The 19,069-nt window shown below is 61.3% G+C and carries 15 protein-coding genes and 1 pseudogene; 6 read left to right on the top strand and 10 right to left on the bottom strand.

What is annotated here, in order from left to right; all coding sequences use genetic code 11:
* Positions 1–94 precede the first annotated feature (94 nt).
* Complete coding sequence (locus tag ABSG20_RS10375; protein WP_423864413.1) at positions 95–439, bottom strand: DUF1491 family protein; 345 nt, start codon at positions 437–439, stop codon at positions 95–97.
* Between the two features lie 163 nt (positions 440–602).
* On the opposite strand from ABSG20_RS10375, the gene ABSG20_RS10380 reads away from it, so the two are divergent.
* The gene (locus tag ABSG20_RS10380; RefSeq protein ID WP_423864414.1) at positions 603–1,769 is read left to right on the top strand and encodes an OpgC domain-containing protein; all 1,167 of its coding nucleotides are present in this window, start codon (positions 603–605) and stop codon (positions 1,767–1,769) included.
* Positions 1,770–2,019: 250 nt separating this feature from the next.
* On the opposite strand, the gene ABSG20_RS10385 is transcribed toward ABSG20_RS10380, so the two are convergent.
* The 3 genes from ABSG20_RS10385 to ABSG20_RS10395 all read right to left on the bottom strand — a co-directional run bounded on the left by ABSG20_RS10385 (position 2,020) and on the right by ABSG20_RS10395 (position 6,688).
* Positions 2,020–3,990 carry an MASE4 domain-containing protein gene (locus ABSG20_RS10385; protein WP_423864415.1) on the bottom strand — a complete coding sequence of 657 codons (1,971 nt, stop codon included), beginning with the start codon at positions 3,988–3,990 and terminating at the stop codon, positions 2,020–2,022.
* A gap of 156 nt (positions 3,991–4,146) precedes the next feature.
* The gene (locus tag ABSG20_RS10390; protein ID WP_423864416.1) at positions 4,147–4,830 is read right to left on the bottom strand and encodes a peptidoglycan-binding domain-containing protein; all 684 of its coding nucleotides are present in this window, start codon (positions 4,828–4,830) and stop codon (positions 4,147–4,149) included.
* A 22-nt stretch (positions 4,831–4,852) separates the two neighbouring features.
* A complete protein-coding gene (locus ABSG20_RS10395) occupies positions 4,853–6,688 on the bottom strand; it encodes a PAS domain-containing sensor histidine kinase (RefSeq protein WP_423864417.1) in 1,836 nt (611 codons plus the stop codon).
* Between the two features lie 414 nt (positions 6,689–7,102).
* Here ABSG20_RS10395 and ABSG20_RS10400 point away from each other — a divergent pair, with 414 nt between their 5' ends.
* Together ABSG20_RS10400 and ABSG20_RS10405 are read left to right on the top strand one after the other, a co-directional pair.
* Entirely contained in the window at positions 7,103–7,480 is a 378-nt protein-coding gene (locus ABSG20_RS10400; protein WP_423864426.1) for a DUF5330 domain-containing protein, read from the top strand.
* 99 nt (positions 7,481–7,579) lie between these two features.
* A complete protein-coding gene (locus tag ABSG20_RS10405; protein WP_423864418.1) occupies positions 7,580–8,008 on the top strand; it encodes a SufE family protein in 429 nt (142 codons plus the stop codon).
* A 23-nt stretch (positions 8,009–8,031) separates the two neighbouring features.
* Here ABSG20_RS10405 and ABSG20_RS10410 read toward each other — a convergent pair whose 3' ends face one another.
* Positions 8,032–8,445: a Ros/MucR family transcriptional regulator gene (locus ABSG20_RS10410; protein ID WP_423864419.1), complete on the bottom strand. Its 414-nt coding sequence runs from the start codon at positions 8,443–8,445 to the stop codon at positions 8,032–8,034.
* Between the two features lie 180 nt (positions 8,446–8,625).
* A complete protein-coding gene (locus ABSG20_RS10415) occupies positions 8,626–9,447 on the bottom strand; it encodes a DUF308 domain-containing protein (RefSeq protein WP_423864420.1) in 822 nt (273 codons plus the stop codon).
* Between the two features lie 330 nt (positions 9,448–9,777).
* Between ABSG20_RS10415 and ABSG20_RS10420 the strand changes: the two genes are divergently transcribed.
* Positions 9,778–11,427, top strand: coding sequence for a glycosyltransferase family 39 protein (locus tag ABSG20_RS10420; RefSeq protein WP_423864421.1), 1,650 nt, complete (start codon positions 9,778–9,780; stop codon positions 11,425–11,427).
* Positions 11,428–11,535: 108 nt separating this feature from the next.
* Positions 11,536–12,315 carry a class II aldolase/adducin family protein gene (locus tag ABSG20_RS10425; RefSeq protein ID WP_423864422.1) on the top strand — a complete coding sequence of 260 codons (780 nt, stop codon included), beginning with the start codon at positions 11,536–11,538 and terminating at the stop codon, positions 12,313–12,315.
* Positions 12,316–12,455: 140 nt separating this feature from the next.
* On the opposite strand, the gene ABSG20_RS10430 is transcribed toward ABSG20_RS10425, so the two are convergent.
* The 4 genes from ABSG20_RS10430 to ABSG20_RS10445 form a co-directional block, all read right to left on the bottom strand.
* Positions 12,456–13,901 carry a hypothetical protein gene (locus tag ABSG20_RS10430; RefSeq protein WP_423864423.1) on the bottom strand — a complete coding sequence of 482 codons (1,446 nt, stop codon included), beginning with the start codon at positions 13,899–13,901 and terminating at the stop codon, positions 12,456–12,458.
* A 159-nt stretch (positions 13,902–14,060) separates the two neighbouring features.
* Positions 14,061–15,473 (bottom strand): M20/M25/M40 family metallo-hydrolase, encoded by a 1,413-nt coding sequence (locus ABSG20_RS10435; protein ID WP_423864424.1) that lies wholly within the window; start codon positions 15,471–15,473, stop codon positions 14,061–14,063.
* Between the two features lie 32 nt (positions 15,474–15,505).
* The gene (locus ABSG20_RS10440; protein ID WP_423864427.1) at positions 15,506–16,807 is read right to left on the bottom strand and encodes a glycosyltransferase family 87 protein; all 1,302 of its coding nucleotides are present in this window, start codon (positions 16,805–16,807) and stop codon (positions 15,506–15,508) included.
* 61 nt (positions 16,808–16,868) lie between these two features.
* The gene (locus ABSG20_RS10445) at positions 16,869–18,494 is read right to left on the bottom strand and encodes a helicase HerA-like domain-containing protein (protein ID WP_423864425.1); all 1,626 of its coding nucleotides are present in this window, start codon (positions 18,492–18,494) and stop codon (positions 16,869–16,871) included.
* Between the two features lie 343 nt (positions 18,495–18,837).
* Here ABSG20_RS10445 and ABSG20_RS10450 point away from each other — a divergent pair.
* Positions 18,838–19,069 (top strand): annotated as a pseudogene (locus ABSG20_RS10450) (DUF2267 domain-containing protein); the annotation flags it as partial.

The following is a 19,069-nucleotide window of genomic DNA, read 5'->3' on the forward strand; positions in this document are numbered from 1 at the left end:
GTTCGGGGCGCTAGCGCACATCGCGTGATCGCAAGGCAGAACCGGACTAGTAGGGATCAAGGGGTGCCGCCGCATGCGGTTTTGCGCATACCTGTCAGGCCCGTGCCAGATCCAGAAAATGCCGCCCTGCTTTGTCCTCGGTCTCCACGATCCAGGCATCCGGGTCGAACCGGATTTCCTTGACGAGACGTTCCTCCACGGCGGCTTCCGGCACCGGTTGCGAGGATACCGGCATGAAAATCCGCTCGGCCGGCCGGCTGTCGTCATAGACCGTCTGCGGCGCCGGGACATAGAGCATGGCCTTGCCATCGAGCAGCGCCACCTTGACCAGCACCGCGCCGGCCTCTTCGGCGCCGCGCCGGCGCACGGCGCCGAAGACGCCTTCGGTCTGGCAGCGGCGCAGATAGGCTGCCACCCATATGCTGGATTTCAAACGCATCGGATTAAGGATAGGCTAGCGGACATGTTGATGCCAGCGCCATGAATTCGGGGCTCGGCTGGCATGTCCGGAACCAGGTCTGCCAACATCGAAAAGGACCAACGCAAGATATAGTCTCTGGCCGATGGCGAGAGACTAGCTCGCGGCAACGAGGATGACGGGCATGGCTGACCGCAATGATACCGGTCTTTTGGCTCCAGCCGAGCGCGACCTGCGGCTGGATCTGATGCGGGGCATCGGACAGTGGATGGTGTTTCTCGACCACATCCCCTACGACATCGTCAGCTGGTTGACGCTGCGCAATTACGGCTTCAGCGATGCCGCGGAGTTCTTCGTCTTCATTTCCGGATATACCGCGGGCTTCGTCTACGGTCCGGCGATCGCCAACCGGCAGTTTCTCGCCGCCACCAAGCGGCTTTTGAAACGGGCCTGGCAGCTCTACATCGCGCATATTTTCCTGTTCCTGTTTTTCATCGCGCAGATTGCGCGCGCTGCGCGCCGCTTCGACAATCCGATGTACGGCAACGAGTACAACATCTACCTGTTTCTCGAGCACCCCGACGTGATGATCGGGCAGGCCTTGATGCTGAAGTTCAAACCCGTCGACCTCGATGTGCTGCCGCTCTATATCGTGCTCGTGCTTTCGTTGCCGGCGATCCTGTGGGGCCTCTTGAAACGTCCCGCCTGGACCCTGCTCGGCTCGGCCATTCTTTACGTCCTGGCGCGCATCTTCGACTGGAACCTGCCGTCATTTCCGTCGGGAAACTGGTACTTCAACCCGTTCGCGTGGCAGCTATTGTTCGTGTTCGGGGCCTGGTGCGGCGTCACCAAGGCCGCCAAGATCGCGCCGCTGATCCGCTCACGCGCCGTGCTGTTCCTGGCGCTGGCGTGGATCGCATTCTCGTTCCTGATCGTGATGACCTGGCACGTTCCGTGGCTCGATGCGCTGGTGCCAAAATGGATGATTCACATCATCTATCCGATCGACAAATCCGATCTCGACATGTTCCGCCTGATACACTTTCTGGCTCTGGCGGCGGTGTTTGTGCGCTATGTGCCGCGCAGCTGGCCCATGCTGCATTCACGGCTGCTGCAACCTCTAATTGCGATCGGGCAGAATTCGCTTCCGATTTTCTGCCTCGGCGTCTTCCTGTCCTTCGCCGCGCACTGGTTCCTGGTTCAGATCGAAGGCGATATCCTCGCCCAGATCCTGGTCAGCTTCGCCGGCATGATGACGATGGTGGCGGTGGCATGGGTATTGAACAGGTTCAAGGCGTTGCCGGATCACTTCGCGCTGCCCAAGGCGCCAGCCCCGGAGCAGGTGGTATGACGGAGCGCGATGTGAGCAGCTATTCATCGACCTGATGATGCCCGTTCCCATTGGGCATTTGAACGAGGTGTGCGCGATCGTTGATGACATGGGCGTTCAGCATCAGTCAGGAGAAATCCCGATAGCAGGCCGATGCGGGAAGGTAGCTTCACTTTCGATGGCTCGGTCTTTCGGCTTCACGTTCATCTGGTGCCTGAGGATAGCGCCGAGCATGCGGGCGACTTCCTCCGGGCTCAAGATGACCGGCGCTTTACGCGGCTCGCGCCGCGCCGTTGCAGTGGGTCGTAGCTCGGGTATCCCCGCCTGGCAGGTCGATGCGGAAGATCGTGCCACCGTCTTGAGCCGCATTGTGGCTCACCTCCCCGCCGAGCCGAGTCATGAGCTGCTTGACGATGCTTAGGCCGAGGCCGGTACCACCCCTCTGCCGCGCGTCGGAGGCGTCGATCTGGAAAAACTTCTCGAAGACGCTGGCATTGAATTCATCAGGAATACCAGGACCATGGTCGCGCACGGCGATGCAGACCCGATCGTTCCACGCCTCGATAGTAACCAAGACCTCCTGGCCGCGGGGAGAGAACTTCACCGCGTTGGAAAGAAGATTGGCGATGACCTGCGTGAGACGGTTGGCGTCGGTATGGATGGTGGAATCGGCTGCCCGATCATCCAGCCTCACCACAACGTCCAACTTTTCGGCTAAGCCGTAGTTAGCTTCGATTGCCTTCTCGACGAGGGACTTCATCTCGACCGGCTGAAAGTCGAAAACCATCCCATCCCGCTCGATCTTCTCGATGTCGAGGATGTCGTTGACCAGCCGCAGCAGCCTTTGGCAATTGGCCTGCGCCATATTGAGCAAGCGCCTCGGGTCGGCGAGTTGTTCGGCATCCCGGCCGGTCAAAAGCCCAAGCGAACCCGCGATGACCGTCAGCGGCGTTCGCAGCTCATGGCTCACGGTGGCCACAAACTCGGTCTTCAGTTGCTCGGTACGTTTGGCCTCCGTCACGTCGCGACCGATGAAAAAATGCAACTGCTCGATCTCCGACCAGACTCCGCTCCACGCGAGCGTCACCACATGGCCGATCTTGTGCACGTAGCGGGCCTCGAAATTCTGCATCCTTTGACCGTGCCGCGTTCGGTGCATCTCATTTCGCGTGATTTCGAGATCATCCGGATGAAGGAATATCTTACCGATGCGGCCCGTCATCTCCTCCGGTCGATAACCTAGGATCGCGGCCGAGCTAGGGCTGACGTCGATAAATTTGCCGCGCCGATCCGTGACCAGGATAAGATCGGGCGAGGTGTCGACCAGACGACGGTGCCGGTCCGCCAGCCGCATGCGTTCCAGTTGTTCGGTCCCGAGCAGGCGGATGAGCTGGCCATAGAGGGCGGCCATGTCGAGCAGCAGCATCGACAGAACGAAGGTCGCCGCCAGAACGCCGTAGATGCGGCCAACGTAAAAGCCGAGGTCGAAACGCCCGGCATTGAGCAACGCGCTGAGCCCCACATCGAAGAGCCACGCGCATAATACGACCATGAGCCACAAGTCAAGAACCGAGTGCGGCCGTCGCAGCCACAAGACACCGAGCGCGGCCAGGCTCAACATCCAAACCGAGGTGTTCACGAACGTCATTGCCGAGGTATAGCCATTGTTCACCATGATGGCGGGTAGGACGTCGTGACCCGCCGTGGCGGCAAACGTCAGCGCGCATGCTGCCGCGAGCACGACGATAACGCTCGCTGCCACCGCGGCGCGACTCGACCCGCGGGGCTCGGCGGTTTTGCGCTCGGCGCCCTTTATCAGCGCGTACACGATGACCGCGAGCGGCAAGCCGCTGTGCCAGAACATGTAAAGCCAAGCAGTGCTCTGTGGTCCCGCACCCAGCAGCCCGTGCGGCGCGAACAAGCCCGGGAAGGTGAGCGCGTGCGGAACGATCATTGCGGCGGTGAACAGGTAGCCGCTGGCGAGGACCAGGAGCGAGCGGGCACGCAGCAAGTCATACTGCGCGAACAGCAGGATCGCGGTGATCAGATCGCTGATCATGAGCGTCGAGTTGTAGATCGGTATGAACGCCCATACCTGCGGTAACGGCACACGGGTGAACGGAATCATGAAAATAAAACACACGAAAGACAATAGAACAACTGTGAGTGCCAGCCGGCGCTCGGGGCGCTTCGCACCTATGGTCGAAATGAATATCTGTGGCTCGCCAAGGACGGCGTGCATAATGTTGCTCCGACTCTACGCCTCGATCACACCCATCGTTCGCGTACAACAGACGTACGCTCGACGGGTAAGCCTATAGACCGTGGAGCCGATGAACATTCCGTTTAGATGCAAATGTATGCTTCACATTGCAAAGGTAATAAGAACAAATACCTACTACTTAGGCCCATCGATCGGCTGACCTATCATCGCGCTTAGTTCGCGCACCAGGCGGTCGGACATCTGCCCGGTGATCGGCATTTTGCGCTCGCGCTCAAATTTTGAGATCGCGGCCTGGGTGTCCGAGCCGAGGGTGCCGGTCGGTTTCAGCTGGCCATAACCATATTCAGTGAGCGCCTGCTGTACCGCCGCCACGCGGCGCGCGCCCGAATTGGCAAGGGTGTCGGTCCGAGTGGGTGCCGGGATCGGCGCCGGCGGCCGTGCCACGGCGGTGGCGGGAGCGATGGCGGGGGGCGCAATGGCCGGCATGCCGGTCGCCTTGACCAGATTGGCCATGGGATCTGCAAGCTTCGGCTCGACAGACTTTGATTCGGCTGATCTGGATTCGGCAGATTTTGGCTCGGAAGGCTGCAGATCGGCCTCAACCGGGCGCGGCCGCGGCAGCGGGTTGGCCGGCGCCAATGCGGCCGCGGGCGCCGCGACAACTGGGCCGAACATTGGCGAGGGATGGCGTCCGGCCTGCAGGAACAGCGCATTGGCGATGATGGCGCTGGCCGCCGCAAATGCCAGCGCGCCGGCAACCATGTCCTTCGGGCTATGCAGCAGAATGCGCATCGCCAGGCCGCGCTCTGGATCCGCTTCGATCGCTTTGGTGTCGGCGCCACGGCGGCGGCGTGGCATGGCGTTATTCCCCGCAATCTTTCTAGGCACTCTTCTTCACCTGGGCTTGGTCCTGGGTTTGAGATCGCGGCGCCGGCGTGAGCGTCGCGATATTGCTTGACGGCTTGAGCGCCGGCGGCGAGAACGAAAGCGGCAACGCGACGGTCACGGTGGTGCCTTCGTCGACCTTGCTTTGCACCGTCATCTCGCCGGCATGCAAACGGACCAGGCTTTTCACGATCGACAGCCCGAGGCCGGTGCCTTCATGGCGCCGCTGATAGGTCTTGCCGCCCTGAAAAAACGGATCGCCGATCCGCTTCAGATCGTCGGCCGCAATGCCGACGCCGGTATCGGTCACCCTAAGCACCAGGCGCGCCCCCTCGACGGCGGCGGAAACCGTCACCTTGCCGCCGCGCTCGGTGAACTTGACGGCATTGGAAACGAGATTCAGCACGACCTGCTTGAACGCGCGCAGATCGCCGGTCATGGCAGGCAAATCCTCGGGCATGCTGATCACCAGATCGATGCCGCTTTCCCGCGCCTTCAACGCCAACAGGTTGCAGCAATTGATCAGCGCCGCGCGCGGAGCGAACGGTTCCGGCACGATTTCGAAATTGCCGAACTCCATCTTGGACACATCGAGTATACCATTAACCACCGACAGCAGATGCTGACCGGAATCGTTGATCAGTCGGGCATATTCCTTGCGGCGCGCCGCGTCCAGCATCAGGGCATCTTCCTGAGTGATCATTTCGGAGAAGCCGATGATGGCGTTGAGCGGCGTGCGCAGCTCGTGGCTCACGGTGGCGAGGAAACGGGTCTTGGCCGTATCCGCCTGCTCCGCGGCGGCGCGCGCCAAATCGAGGGCCTGTTCCCCGACTTTCCGGTCGGTAACGTCGCGCATCACGGCGACGACCTCGGAAGCGGACACAGGCGCAGCCTGTGACGCGCGATCGAGCGGCCGGCAGCGCATTTCGACCCAGATGAAATCGATCGGATTGTGCTGGCCCCGCTCGCCGCGCGGCGCCTCTCGGCGGAGACGAAATTCGACGCTGCGCGCCTCGCCGCCGCACGCGGCATCGGAAAGCGCGGTAAGATAGGCCGGCCGGTCGGCGACGTGGACGCGGTCGAACAGGCCGTGCCCCAGCAGCCGCGCCACCGGAACCCCCAGCAAGGTCTCCACCGCCGGCGAAATGAATTGCACTGCGCCGTCGCGGCGATGGCGCGAGATCACGTCGCTCATGTTTCGCGCCAGCAGCCGATACCGATCCTCCTCGAGATAAAGCAGCGACACCGAGGTGCGCGCCAGCGATTCGGCGCCGAATGCCAGTCCCGCAGCATAGAGCGTCGCCGACCCGACACCGACCGCCATCAATATGCCTCGCAGCGCCGGGCTCGTCTGCGGTGCCGGCAACAAATCAAAAAATCCGAGCACGATCAACAGCGCGGCGCATGAAAGCGCCAGCGCGGAGGCGAACGCAACCACGCGACGCGAAGCCGACTGCGCTGCCTCGAGCGGAACAACGACAAGCCAGATCGCGGCAAAGGACAGGATGCCGCCGGTGGTCATCGCCAGCGTCATGATCAGGCCGGCGAGTGCCAGCGACGACAGCACATGCGCGCCTTCGTAGCGGCCGGTACGCGACAGGAACCACGACAGCAGAATAGGAGCTATCAGCCATGCGAAGGCCGCAACCTCAAGAGGGGTGGGCGCCCCGCGCATCGCAAGATAGACCGGGAAGGCCGCCAGTGCCGCCAGGCTTCCAAACAGCCGCGGCGCCATGAATACACGATGCCGCGCACGCGTCAGCTCGTCATAGCGGGCCGACGGATGCAGCAGCGCGTCGAGACAATCGCGGATGATACTCAAAACGGTCACGGCCTCCGCGCTTCGGCTTGCTCGTCGAACCGACGCGCCGGAACGACCCCTTAATCGTTGGGCCACCGTGTCAGAGCGAAATTAAGCGAACGCTAAGGCCGCAAGGCCTCGCCGCAAAGACCACGCGTCTGCGGCGTTTCTGGCGGCCGCGGGCCGGTTCATTCAATGCAGATGGTGAACGCCGGGTTTCCGCAGCCTCCCGGCTACGGTTTCGCAATGGATACGTCCCGGCGCGGTTGCCATCGGGAAAGCCACGATCAATCAAAAATTTACGTCGACTCCAATCAATTGGATTGTTGGCAGATTTTAGACAATTTAAGCGTCATGCAAACACTTGCGGTTTATCGACGAATGCTAGTCAAGAACCGATTTTGCGAGATCGACCGCGACGAAACCGAAAGAGACGGCCGCGAGATGTTTTTTCTGCTTCGCATGGCATTCTGGCTGGGACTGGTGCTCGTGCTCTTGCCCAGAGACAAGACGCCTGAATCCGAGAAGCTGCCGCAGGTCGGGGCATCGGCAGCCGTATCGGCTGCGACCGCGGCGGTGTCGGACCTCGGCCAGTTCTGCAAGCGCCAGCCGGCGGCATGCCAGGTGGGCGGCCAGGCCGCGACCGTGATCGGTCAGCGCGCCCAGGACGGCGCGCGCAAGCTTTACCAGATCATCACCGACAAGCATTCATCCGACCATACCGGCTCGATCGGTGGCATCGAGAATGCTGATCCCGCGCTGGCGTCGCGCGACACGTTGACGCCGGATGATCTGCTCGCAGAATGGCATCTTGCGCCATAACGACAGCTTAAGGCCCGTATCCTTCAATTTCGCCCGCCATATCGCTTTCGATCGCAGGTCATCCTATATATGGCCAGGGGGCATCGAGCGCGGGACAACATGACGATCGACGAAATCAGGGATAATTTTGCGCTGCTCGACGATTGGGACGACCGTTATCGGTATGTCATCGAACTCGGCCGCACGCTGCATCCGATGCCGGAGGCCGAACATTCCGCTGCCAACAAGGTGCTGGGCTGCGCCAGCCAGGTTTGGCTCTCCAAGCAGATCGACCGCAGCCGCGGCAACGCACCGCGCTTGAATTATCTCGGCGATAGCGACGCGCATATCGTGCGCGGGCTGATTGCGATCCTGCTGACGCTCTATTCCGGCCACACGCCGCAGGACATTCTCGCCACCGATGCCCTGGCGGTATTCGACGGGCTGGGATTTCGCGCGCATCTGACGCCGCAGCGCTCCAACGGCCTGCGCGCCATGGTCGAGCGCATTCGCTCCGACGCGCGCGAGGCGCTAGCCGCCGCATCCTGAAAAGTCGGATCGCCCGCTTTGGCTCACTTCCGTCGCCGCCGTTGCTGGCCGAGCCCCATTTTTTTGGCGAGTTGCGATCGCGCCACCGCGTAGTTCGGCGCCACCATCGGATAGTCGGCCGGAAGACCCCATTTGTCCCGGTATTGTTCCGGCGTCATGTTGTATTGCGTACGCAGATGGCGCTTCAGCGATTTGAAGCGCTTGCCATCTTCAAGACAGACCAGATAGTCCGGGGTCATCGATTTCTTCAAGGGGACCGCAGGTCTGGCCGGTTCCGCCGGCGTTTCGCTGCGGCCCGTTGAAACCCGCAGCAACGCCGAGTGAATCTGGTTGATCAAGGCCGGAATCTCGGAAGCCGGCGTGGTGTTGTGGCTGAGATAGGCCGACACGATATTCGCGGTCAGGTCGATGAAACTTTTGCCGGAACCGTCTGTCATGGCTTGAACCTCTCGAAGACCGAAATCACCCGGGAACCGACAGGATCGGACAGTATCCCGCAGCGCCCAAGAGCTTTCGTAATCTTCCACTACTTGCCGAATATGAACGGATTACTGCTGACGTGACAAGAACAGCGGCACTTTATTTTTCTAGTCAAGTTCACCGGAAGTACAGCGCGCTCACGAGCGCTGGTCGAGATGCGAGCGCAGTTCTTCGATCGAAGCAAAGCGCATCATGCCTTCAGGCAGTTGGGCTTCGATCGAGCCATCTGAATACAACGAGTAGGCCATGCCATCGACGACGCCCGATTTGAGAACCGTGATCGGCGGCCAATCCTCGTTCCGCTCGGCGGCGGGCCCGGCTGCGCCGGCGCTTGCCGCGGCAAATCTCGTTGGCGCCCGGCCGCTGCGGCGCGGCGGCGCATCGGGCGTCCGCGACCTCTCCGGCTTTGGCCAGGTGTCTTCGAACGCCCTGGGTGCCAGATCGTCCGATTCGGCCGAATGCGCCGCATCGGGCGGTGCTGTTCGAAGAGCCGCAGGCAACTCGGTGGTTCGTCCCTGGGTTCGCTCGCGCTCCTTCCGCGAAGACGAAAACAACAGGTTACGGCGCTGCTTGCTGCTTGGCTCGATCTCGCCGGCGGGGATGTTCTGCCGTCCGCGCTCGGGAGGCGGGCCCTCATCCCGCCACGGCGGCGTCGCCAGCGACTGGGCTGCCGGCTGGTCGCGGCCAAAGACCAAACCATGGTCTTCCTCAGGTTCATGGTCCAGCCCGTTGCCCAGGTCTATGGTGGGGTTTCCGCGAGCAAACTGCCGCGCGATAGTTCTTAGTTCCCGGACCACCATCCACTGGGCGAGTATGATCATCCCAGTGCACGCCACAAGGGTGCCGCTGAAGATCAGGGTATTGCCGAAGCTGAACTCCTTGACCGGTATCCCGTAACCAATCGCCACGAGACCAGCCGACAACAAGGCAATCCCGGCGATCAATAACACAGCCAACATCGAACTCACCCTCGGGCGCGCCCGAAATGCGCGCAAGCCCCCTCCTCCACAATACCGTCATATTGTGCAGATCGCCAACCAGCAATTGTGGCGGCAGTTCCATGGGAAATTCCCCGTCCGGCCAAGGAAATATAATACGTGACTTCAGTTCTGCCCCGGGGGTAGCTGGGCGGCGCATGACTGCTTCAAGCCGCCGGCAGCACTGCATTGCAACAGCGATTAGGCCAAAATTCCCAATTACTTGAGCAGGCAACTACGCTATAGGAATGCCGGGGAATCGAGGCTCAAAGCGCCAGCTGGGCCATTAGGGACGCCGGGTTACCAATAGTCATGTCATCCATAACGACTTCGGCCATCGATGCACCCTCGCGGCGCTCGGTGGAGCAAACCTGCGACGACCTTGCCATCCTGGTGCTGGCCGTGGTCGGGATAATCGCCAGCCTGACATTTCGCGATTACGGATTAGGCTGGGACGATTACACCCACGCCGAATACGCCGATCTGCTGCTGCGCATGTATGGTTCCGGTTTCAAGGATACCGGCGCGCTGTCGTTCGCTAATCTATATATGTATGGCGGCGGCTTCGACATGGCGGCCGCGCTGCTGCACAAGGTCATCCCGCTCGAGCTGTTTGAGACCCGCCGATTGCTCGGCGCCGCCGTCGGCATCGTTGGCCTTGCGGTGACCTGGCGCCTTGGCCGGCGCGTCGGCGGCCCGCTTGCTGGTTTGGCGACGCTGCTGCTGCTGGCGCTGTGCCCCACCTTCTACGGGCATATGTTCATGAATCCGAAGGATGCGCCGTTCGCCGTTGCGATGGTGATCCTGATGCTCGGCCTCGTCCGCCTCGCCGAGGAATATCCACAACCCTCGCCGCGCACCATTCTGATCGCCGGCCTTGGCGCCGGCTTGGCGATCGGCTCCCGCATCCTCGGCGGGCTTGCTCTAGTCTACGCCCTGGTCGGGTTCATACCGCTGATGCTGCAAGAGATTCACACCCATGGCGCGCGCCCAGCCGGGCAACGCTTCCTGCATGTTCTGCATGTGCTGATGCCGGGCCTGATCCTTGGCTACCTCGTGATGGGGCTGATCTGGCCGTGGTCGATCATGCAACCGGGCAATCCCTTTCGGGCGCTGATTTATTTCTCGCACTTCTTCGAGAAGCCCTGGAAGGAAATGTTCGACGGCGCACTGGTGTCGGTGCGCGACATGCCCTGGTCGTATCTGCCGACCCTGTTTGCGCTGCAGCTTCCCGAAGTGCTGCTCGGCCTCGCCATCGCCGGCGTCGTCGGCACGTTTGTCGCGCTGCCGCGCGGCGACGTATCGGCCCGCCGCAAAACCATCTTCTTGATGCTGACGCTGGCGGCGACGCTGCCGCTCGTGATCGCGATGCTGAAACGCCCGGCGCTCTACAACGGCATTCGCCATTTCATTTTTGTGATCCCGCCAATGACGGTACTCGCAGGCACCGCGTTCGCGTGGGGAATGAACTGGCTTGGGGAAAATCGCCGCAGCTGGCAGCCCGCTTTTGTCGTGGTGTTCGCGTTCGGCCTGCTGCTGCCGCTCGGCGAGATGATCCGGCTGCACCCCTACCAGTACGCCCACTTCAATCACATCGCCGGCACGGTGCGCAGCGCCGACGATCGCTACATGCTGGACTATTGGGGCCTGGCGCTGAAGCAGGCTTCCGATGGCCTGCGCGAGGAGATCGCCCAGCGGCAGGAAGCGCCGCCGCAAGGCCGCAAATGGAAGGTCGCGGTGTGCGGTCCGCAACGGCCGGCACAGGTCGCGCTCGGTCCTGATTTCACGATCGGCTGGGACAGCCACGCCGCCGATTTCGCGATGACGCTCGGCGAATTCTACTGTAAGGGTTTGACAGCGCCGGTCCTGGTCGAAATCAAGCGGGATGATGTGGTGTTCGCACGGGTCTACGATATCCGCGGGCGCAGCATTTCCAGCCTGCTGGCAATTCCCGCGCCCTAGGCAAATGCTCAGGAAGCATGACTGCCACGGCGGCCAGCGCCTTGCCGCGGAGCTGCGGCAGGGTTAGGCTGAACACAATTCAGCAGTTCAAAACGGGAGAAACGGGCCATGTCACCAGCGGAAGCTCGCCTGAAGGAAGTGCCGTCGGAGATGGCGGAGGCCGAATGGAACCAGCGGGTCAATCTTGCCGCGTGCTATCGCCTGGTCGCGCATTATGGCTGGGACGACCTGGTCGATACCCACATCTCGGCGCGCGTGCCGGGACCCGAGCACCATTTTCTGATCAACCCCTACGGCCTGATGTTCGACGAAATCACCGCTTCCAGCCTGGTGAAGGTCGACCTCGACGGCAACCAGCTGACCGAGAGCGACTACAGCATCAACCCGGCGGGCTTCACCATTCACTCCGCGATCCACGAAGTGCGCGAAGATGCCGGCTGCGTGCTCCATCTGCACACCCCGGACGGCACGGCGGTTGCGAGCTGCATGGAAGGCCTGCTGCCGATGAATCAGACCGCGCAATTCGTCACCCACGATCTCGCCTATCACGACTACGAAGGTGTCGCGCTCGATCATGACGAACGCCCGCGGCTGCAGAAAGATCTCGGCAACAAGAACCACATGCTGCTGCGCAATCACGGCACGCTGACGGTCGGCCGTTCCGTCGCTTCCGCCTTCGAGCGCATGTACCATCTGGAGCGGGCCTGCACGATGCAGGTACGCACCCGCATGCTTGGCCCGACCGCCTATCCGATCGAGAAGGCGGTGATCGACAAGAACGAAACGATGTTTTCGAATCCCGATCGCGCGGAATTGCGTTCGACCAAGCTGGTATGGCCGCCGCTGCTCCGCAAGCTCGACCGGCTCGATCCAAGCTACAGGAATTGACGTAAAACAAACGAAGGTGGACGAAACCGGCCGGATGCGCTAAAAATTGGCCACACACCCTCTACACGTTCGAAAATCAGAACGCCGCCCAATCCCGGGCGGCGTTCTGGTACCAATATTTCCTGAAGCGTAACGGCTGGCTACTTGAGCACGATGGTGGTCAGGGTATAGGGCGCGGCGGTGTAGTTGAAACTGCTATCGAGGCTGCTGGCGCTGACGGAGTCAATGACGCCGCTGGTTTCGCTGTAGGTGTAGATGGTGCCGGTGCCGGCCGGCGTAAATCCGGAAAGCGAGATGGTGGCGGTGACCTTGTTTTTTGGATCCTTGTTGACCAGCAGCACGGCCAAGCCGCCGCTGGCGGGACGCACCGCGTGTACGGCCAGCAGGCTGTTGCTGGACGAGGAAGTGACCATGGTGTCGCCGGCCTTGCCGAGCTTGGTCAGCATCTGGATGCCGTAATAGGTCGGGAACGGGGTATCCGCCGCCGGCTCGCCGGACGTCGCATTTGAAAGAATGCCGTAGTCGCCGAAGGTTGAGGTGCCAAACAGGCTGGAGGATGTATTGCCCGCCGTGGAGCCATTATGCAGCGCCCAGACATCGACGCTGGTAACGCCCTTTTCCAGCCAGTCCATGATGTCGTCCGCGATGAACAGCGAATTGACGACGCTGATGGTCTGCTTGCCCGGGTCGGACGATACCGAGTTGGTTTCGGTCACGAGAATCTGGATGTTGGCCGCATTGGCACCGCCAAAGGTCGCCAGCAGGGATCTCACCCCGCTCACCATGGCGGCGATGGTCCGGGTCGACGACAGCAGGCCGGAATCGGATTCGCTGCCGGGATTTTGCGGATACCAATGCACGATCACAAAATCGATCGAGGTGCCGCATTTCGTCAGCACGTTGGTGTTCCAGTTCGGCGACACTCCGTCGGGCCAGTTGCCCGGCGCGGTCAGCACGGCGCCCACCTTGATGGTGGGGTCAACTTTTTTCATCGCGCTGGCAAACGCCGCGACATTGGTGCCATAGGTCGAAGGATCATGCGCGCTGTGCAGATCGGTCTCCCAATGCGCGCCGTATTCGCCGTTGCCATAGACCTCGTTGCCGATTTCCCAGTATTTGACGCCATAGCCCTTGGTCTTGTTGGCGTACTGCACCCATGACGCCGCAAAAGCGGGCGTGCCGCCGCCATTGTCCGAGGTATTGGAGCCGTAGTTCACGGTGATGATCGGGGTGGCGCCGGTGCTCTTGACCAGCCCCATGAAGGCATCAAAATCGTTATTGGCGTTGGTGAAGCCACCCCCAATGATCGAATTGGTCTGCCAGTTATAGACATCCGAGGTCGATCCGCCGGGATAGCGCATCGCGGTAACACCGGCATTGGTCAGTAGACCCGGCACCTTGGCATCGAGCATGTCTCCATCCCAGACCGCGGTGTTGATCCCGAACGCCATGGCCGGGATCTTGGCCAGCGTCGTTCCGACCGTGATCTTAACGGTTGACTTGGTCTGTGCGCACCCCGGCGATGCCAGAGCAAGGGTAGCAAGACACAGCGCCGAACCGATCGATGCGGCGCGAAGGGATGTCATGGCAAGCCCCATTGTGCGGTCTGAAACACACCGGGCATCATGAAGAAAAAAGCATGACTGAGCAACCTAAATTTGCAATTATATTTGAAATAACCCTTAAGATGTAACCTGTTCAGAATTGAACAGTGACCATTCGGGACAGGCTCCTAACTTGGTAGATCAGCGCGGCGCGTCAGCCAGTGCCGCGAGAATCCGGGCCCACGACCGAATGCCCTTGTGGAAACTCCTCAGGTCGTATTTTTCGTTTGGCGAATGGATGTTGTCGTCATCGAGGCCAAAGCCCACCAGCACGGTATCGAGGCCGAGCGTGCGCTTGAAATCCGCGACGATCGGGATCGAGGCGCCCGAACCCATCAGCACCGCCTCCTTGCCCCACTCGTCGGTCAAGGCACGCCTAACGGCGGCAAGCGGCTTCATCTTCCAGTCGAGCGCAATGGCCGGCGCGCTCGAATGATCGCCGAATTCGGCCCTGCAATCCGCCGGCAGCCGCGCGGTGACATAGTCGCGGAAGGCTTGTCGGATCTTGCCGGGCTCTTGCCCTTGCACCAGCCGGAACGAAACCTTGGCGGACGCTTGCGCCGGAATGACCGTCTTCGAGCCCTCGCCGGTGTAGCCGCCGATGATGCCGTTGACATCGCAGGTCGGCCGCGACGAGATCTGCTCGATCAACAGGCGGCCCTTCTCGCCGGCGGGAACTGAGAGCCCGATCGGTTTGAGAAAGGATTCCGGCGTCAGGTTGAGCTTCGACCATTGCGCGAAAATATCAGGCGGCAGGTCCTTCACGCCGTCATAAAAGCCGGGGATGGTGATGTGGCCGTCCTCATCGAACAGGCCGCCGAGGATGCGGGTCAGCACCCGGATCGGATTCTGGGCGCCGCCGCCGAAGATACCGGAATGCAGGTCGCGGTTGGCGGCCTTGATCTTCACTTCTTCGTAAACCAGGCCGCGCAGCGACGTCGTGATCGCCGGCGTATCCGGATCCCACATGCCGGTGTCGCAGACCAGCGCGAAATCGGCCTTGAGGTCATCCTTGTTCGTTTCAAGAAATGGAACAAAATTCTTCGATCCGATTTCTTCTTCGCCCTCGATCACGATGGTCACGTCGACCGGCTGCGACCCGGTGACGGATTTCCAGGCCCGGCAGGCTTCCACAAACGTCATCAATTGCCCTTTGTCGTCTTCGGCGCCTCGCGCGACGATGATTTTTCGCCCGTCGGCGTGGGTGGCGACGGCCGGCTCGAATGGAGGGCGGTGCCAGAGATTGAGCGGATCGACCGGCTGCACATCGTAGTGACCGTAGAACAGCACGTGCGGTCGTGGCTGACCGTTGCTCCTGCCACTGGGCTTGGCGACGATGGCGGGATGACCTGCCGTTGGCCTGACCTCAGTGGCGAGACCGAGTGTGGCTATGTCGCTCGCCAGATGGTCCGCGGCTGACTTGCAGTCCCCGGCGAAGGCCGGATCGGCCGAGATCGATTTGATCCGCAACAGCGCAAACAGCCGTTCCAGGCTGTTATCGAAATCGGCATCGATACGGTCGAGCACGGCTTGCAGGTGCGGCGCATTGGACATCTTCGATCTTCCCTGGCTGGTGGCGGGTCGTTCTACATATCGGATTCTAGGGTGCCAATCCCGGGAGCCACAGAGGCGACCGAGCCGGCCGAGGGCGGATGCAGGATGTGCCAGACCAATCCGCCCGATATCAACGCTGTAGCGACCAGGTTGTTGCCATAGGCCTGCAGATCATTCGGAAAAACCGGAAATGACAGGCACATCAGGAGCCCCGCAATCGCAAGTGCAGCCCAGCTGCCCGCCCGAACCGCAGCCCGGGGATCATACGCGGCGCGATGCATCAAGATGGTCATCGGGAAGAACAGCCAGATGAAATAATACTGCCGGGCCAGCGGTGAGGCCACCGTCATCAGGCAGAACAGGATACCCAGTTCTTCGGCATTTGACCGCGGAGTCATCCGCGAGCGCGCCGGCATCACCGCGATGTAGCCAAGCCCGAGCGCCAGCGAAATGGCCAGCACGACCCAGTTCGCGGTCTTGAAATCGAGATCGAGCAGGTTCATGTACGCGGCCGTCTTGGCCGGATTATCCTGGTTGTAGTTGACCTGCCTCGTCAGCCGATGCGTCACGGCGATGATGGATTGGTTGACCCAGGACCAGTTCTGCTCGGCACGCTGGCCGAACCCCTGCTCCGAACTCGATGCGACCATTCCCTGATACCACGTCCTCAACTCGGAAAAATTGTGCTGGTATCCACGAATCGGGGCCGGGAGCAGGAACAGAAAAATCCCGGAGAAGACCACCATGCCTGCGGCTGCCGCCCACCGCCTTCGCCAAACGAGATAGGGAAATACAGCCACCGGGAAGACCTTGATCGCGGTCGCCAGCGCAAACATGCTTCCCGCCATCCACGGGCGCTCGTGCTGCAGCAACCAGAACCCGTACAACATCATGGCCAGCAGAACGAGGTTAGGCTGACCGAGATCGAACATGTCGAAGACAAAGGTAACTGTAGCAAAACCCGGCAGCGCGAACAGCCACGGGCCGGGAATCCGACCCGAGCCCGTCATCGCGTTGGAGAGCTGACCCGTCATCCACCATGCCGCCGCGTTCAAAAACGACAGGCATGTGTAGAGCGGTATCTTGCCGAAATAAGCCGGGATCGCAAGCAGAACCGCCGGCAGCGGCGGGTAGATGAAGTCGAAATGGGCGTTGGGGTCGCTGGGGTAGAGGTCCCTGCCCCGCAGGACCTGCTGCCCGGCCCAAAACCAGAGCGGGTAGTCCTTTGTCTTTCCGTTTCCCCAGATTTCCGGAACCAGAACGTCAGCCGTCAGTGCGACACAGCAGACCAGGAAAAGAATATCGAGCGGCGCTCGCAACGACGGATATCTCAGCACGCGCACCTTTCCGCAATATCAGAGGGAGACCACGCCGCAAGCAAAGCAGGGAAACACCTTATCGCCGCAGCAAGCCGCCGAGCGCGCCACGAACCAACGCGCGGCCGACCGAACCGCCAAGCGAGCCGCCGACCGATTTGCCGAGATCGGCGGCGACCCCGCCGACCACCTCGTTGGTGACCGAGCGCGTGACGCCGCGCGCGATCAACTGCCCGGTCGATAATCTGCCGCGCCGCACGTTGGTGCCGAAAATCGTCCCCACGATTGCGCCGATCTGCCCGAGAATTCCGCCACCGCCCGGAGACTCGCTCGCAGCCGCAGCATTCCCGGCCACGCGCTTCTGCAACAACTCATAGGCGGATTCGGCGTCGATTGACGTGTCGTATTTGCCCCTCACCGGGCTTTGGTCCATGATCGCCTTGCGTTCCTCCGACGTGATCGGTCCGATCCGCGCCGAGGGCGGCCGGATGAACACGCGTTGGACCATTGCTGGCGTGCCATTGCCTTCGAGGAACGACACCAGCGCCTCGCCCTTGCCCAGTTCCATGATCACGGACCCGGTGTCGAGCTTCGGATTGGGTCGGAAGGTCTGCGCTGCGGCCGCAACCGCCTTCTGGTCACGCGGAGTGAAAGCCCGCAGCGCATGCTGCACGCGGTTGCCGAGTTGGGAAAGCACCGTGTCGGGCACATCGATGGGGTTCTGCGTCACGAAATAAACCCCGACGCCCTTCGATCGGATCAGCCGCACGACCTGCTCGATCTTGTCCATCAGAGCTTTCGGCGCATCGTTGAACAACAGGTGCGCCTCGTCGAAGAAGAACACGAGCTTCGGTTTCGGTGGATCGCCGGCCTCCGGCAGTTCTTCAAACAACTCGGACAGCATCCAGAGCAGGAAGGTGGCGTAAAGCCTTGGGCTTTGCATCAGTTTGTCGGCCACCAGGATGTTGATCATGCCCCGGCCGTCGCGGTCGCTGCGCATGAAATCCTTCAACGCCAGCGCGGGCTCGCCGAAAAACTTCGCTCCGCCCTGGTTTTCCAATACCAGAAGCTGGCGCTGAATGGTTCCGACGGTGGCCCGGGTGACGTTGCCGAACCCTTGCGCGGCCTTGCGGATCGGGGCCAGGGCATCGTCACCGCCATCGGCACCTTTTTTGCCGCTGACCGGCACGATCGCGTCGAGCAGCGCACGGAGATCCTTCATATCGATCAGCGCAAGCGCGTTATCGTCGGCCACCCGGAACGCAACGTTCAACACGCCTTCCTGCACATCGTTCAGATCGAGCATTCGCGACAGCAGCAGCGGTCCCATTTCAGTAACCGTCGCACGCACCGGATGCCCCTGCTCGCCGGAAACATCCCAAAATACCGTCGAAAACTGGTCCGGCCGGAAGGCGACCCCGATATCGCTGGCGCGTTTGACGATAGAATCTTTGGCCTCCCCCACTTCGGCGATGCCGGAGAGGTCTCCCTTGATGTCGGCCGCGAACACCGGCACACCGGCACGCGCAAATCCCTCAGCCATCACCTGCAGCGAAACGGTCTTGCCGGTTCCAGTAGCGCCGGTAACAAGGCCATGGCGATTAGCCAGCGCGAGCGTCAGCCATGCCGGCTGTTCACCCTTGCCGATAAATATTTTCTCGTCGGTATCGGCTATCCTGCTGTCGGCTATCTTGCTGTCGGACATCTTGTTATCTTACTCTCACATCGAAAGTGACATTGCATCCGCATCGGCGGCCGGTAGGCAGGCAGCACGAGCATACTGCATCTTGCAAGCCGATTGAAACCAGGCAAAGCCCGCTCAAGGGAATACGGGCCTCCAGACCGGCACGCGATCTACCGATCACGCCGGTTTTCCGTGGCGGAACGCAGCCGGAAGGCGCCTGCTCTTGCATTGCTGCAACACTTGCCTGGGATCGAAACTGAATTGCCCTTCCCAAAGCGGTCATCGCTTGTAAATCGCGGCGCGCAAGATCAATATAAATTCCCGAGCAAGGAGCCGGCGCATTACCGGTTGAGGGCGGGCCAATATGGATGAATTGATTGGGCGGCTGGCCGAAAAGGTCGGCATCGGTAATGCTGTCGCGGAAAAAACCATCGGCCTCATTCTGGATTTCCTGCGCAAAGAGGGGCCCTCCGATATAATTCAGGCCTTGATCGACAAAAAACCCGGGCGCAGAAGCCGTGATTGCCGCCTCAGGAAACAACGGCAGTCTCGGAAATTTGATAGGCGGGGCCTGATGGCGCTTGGAACCAGATTAA

It is taken from the genome of Bradyrhizobium sp., from assembly GCF_049512235.1.
In the GTDB taxonomy this organism is placed as follows: domain Bacteria; phylum Pseudomonadota; class Alphaproteobacteria; order Rhizobiales; family Xanthobacteraceae; genus Bradyrhizobium.

What these genes read in the sequence shown, in the direction of transcription:
- ABSG20_RS10375 (WP_423864413.1), bottom strand. Translation starts at nt 439, where the DNA reads ATGCGTTTGAAATCCAGCATATGGGTGGCAGCCTATCTGCGCCGCTGC.
- ABSG20_RS10380 (WP_423864414.1), top strand. Translation starts at nt 603, where the DNA reads ATGGCTGACCGCAATGATACCGGTCTTTTGGCTCCAGCCGAGCGCGAC.
- ABSG20_RS10385 (WP_423864415.1), bottom strand. Translation starts at nt 3,990, where the DNA reads ATGCACGCCGTCCTTGGCGAGCCACAGATATTCATTTCGACCATAGGT.
- ABSG20_RS10390 (WP_423864416.1), bottom strand. Translation starts at nt 4,830, where the DNA reads ATGCCACGCCGCCGCCGTGGCGCCGACACCAAAGCGATCGAAGCGGAT.
- ABSG20_RS10400 (WP_423864426.1), top strand. Translation starts at nt 7,103, where the DNA reads ATGTTTTTTCTGCTTCGCATGGCATTCTGGCTGGGACTGGTGCTCGTG.
- ABSG20_RS10405 (WP_423864418.1), top strand. Translation starts at nt 7,580, where the DNA reads ATGACGATCGACGAAATCAGGGATAATTTTGCGCTGCTCGACGATTGG.
- ABSG20_RS10410 (WP_423864419.1), bottom strand. Translation starts at nt 8,445, where the DNA reads ATGACAGACGGTTCCGGCAAAAGTTTCATCGACCTGACCGCGAATATC.
- ABSG20_RS10415 (WP_423864420.1), bottom strand. Translation starts at nt 9,447, where the DNA reads ATGTTGGCTGTGTTATTGATCGCCGGGATTGCCTTGTTGTCGGCTGGT.
- ABSG20_RS10420 (WP_423864421.1), top strand. Translation starts at nt 9,778, where the DNA reads ATGTCATCCATAACGACTTCGGCCATCGATGCACCCTCGCGGCGCTCG.
- ABSG20_RS10425 (WP_423864422.1), top strand. Translation starts at nt 11,536, where the DNA reads ATGTCACCAGCGGAAGCTCGCCTGAAGGAAGTGCCGTCGGAGATGGCG.
- ABSG20_RS10430 (WP_423864423.1), bottom strand. Translation starts at nt 13,901, where the DNA reads ATGACATCCCTTCGCGCCGCATCGATCGGTTCGGCGCTGTGTCTTGCT.
- ABSG20_RS10435 (WP_423864424.1), bottom strand. Translation starts at nt 15,473, where the DNA reads ATGTCCAATGCGCCGCACCTGCAAGCCGTGCTCGACCGTATCGATGCC.
- ABSG20_RS10445 (WP_423864425.1), bottom strand. Translation starts at nt 18,494, where the DNA reads ATGTCCGACAGCAAGATAGCCGACAGCAGGATAGCCGATACCGACGAG.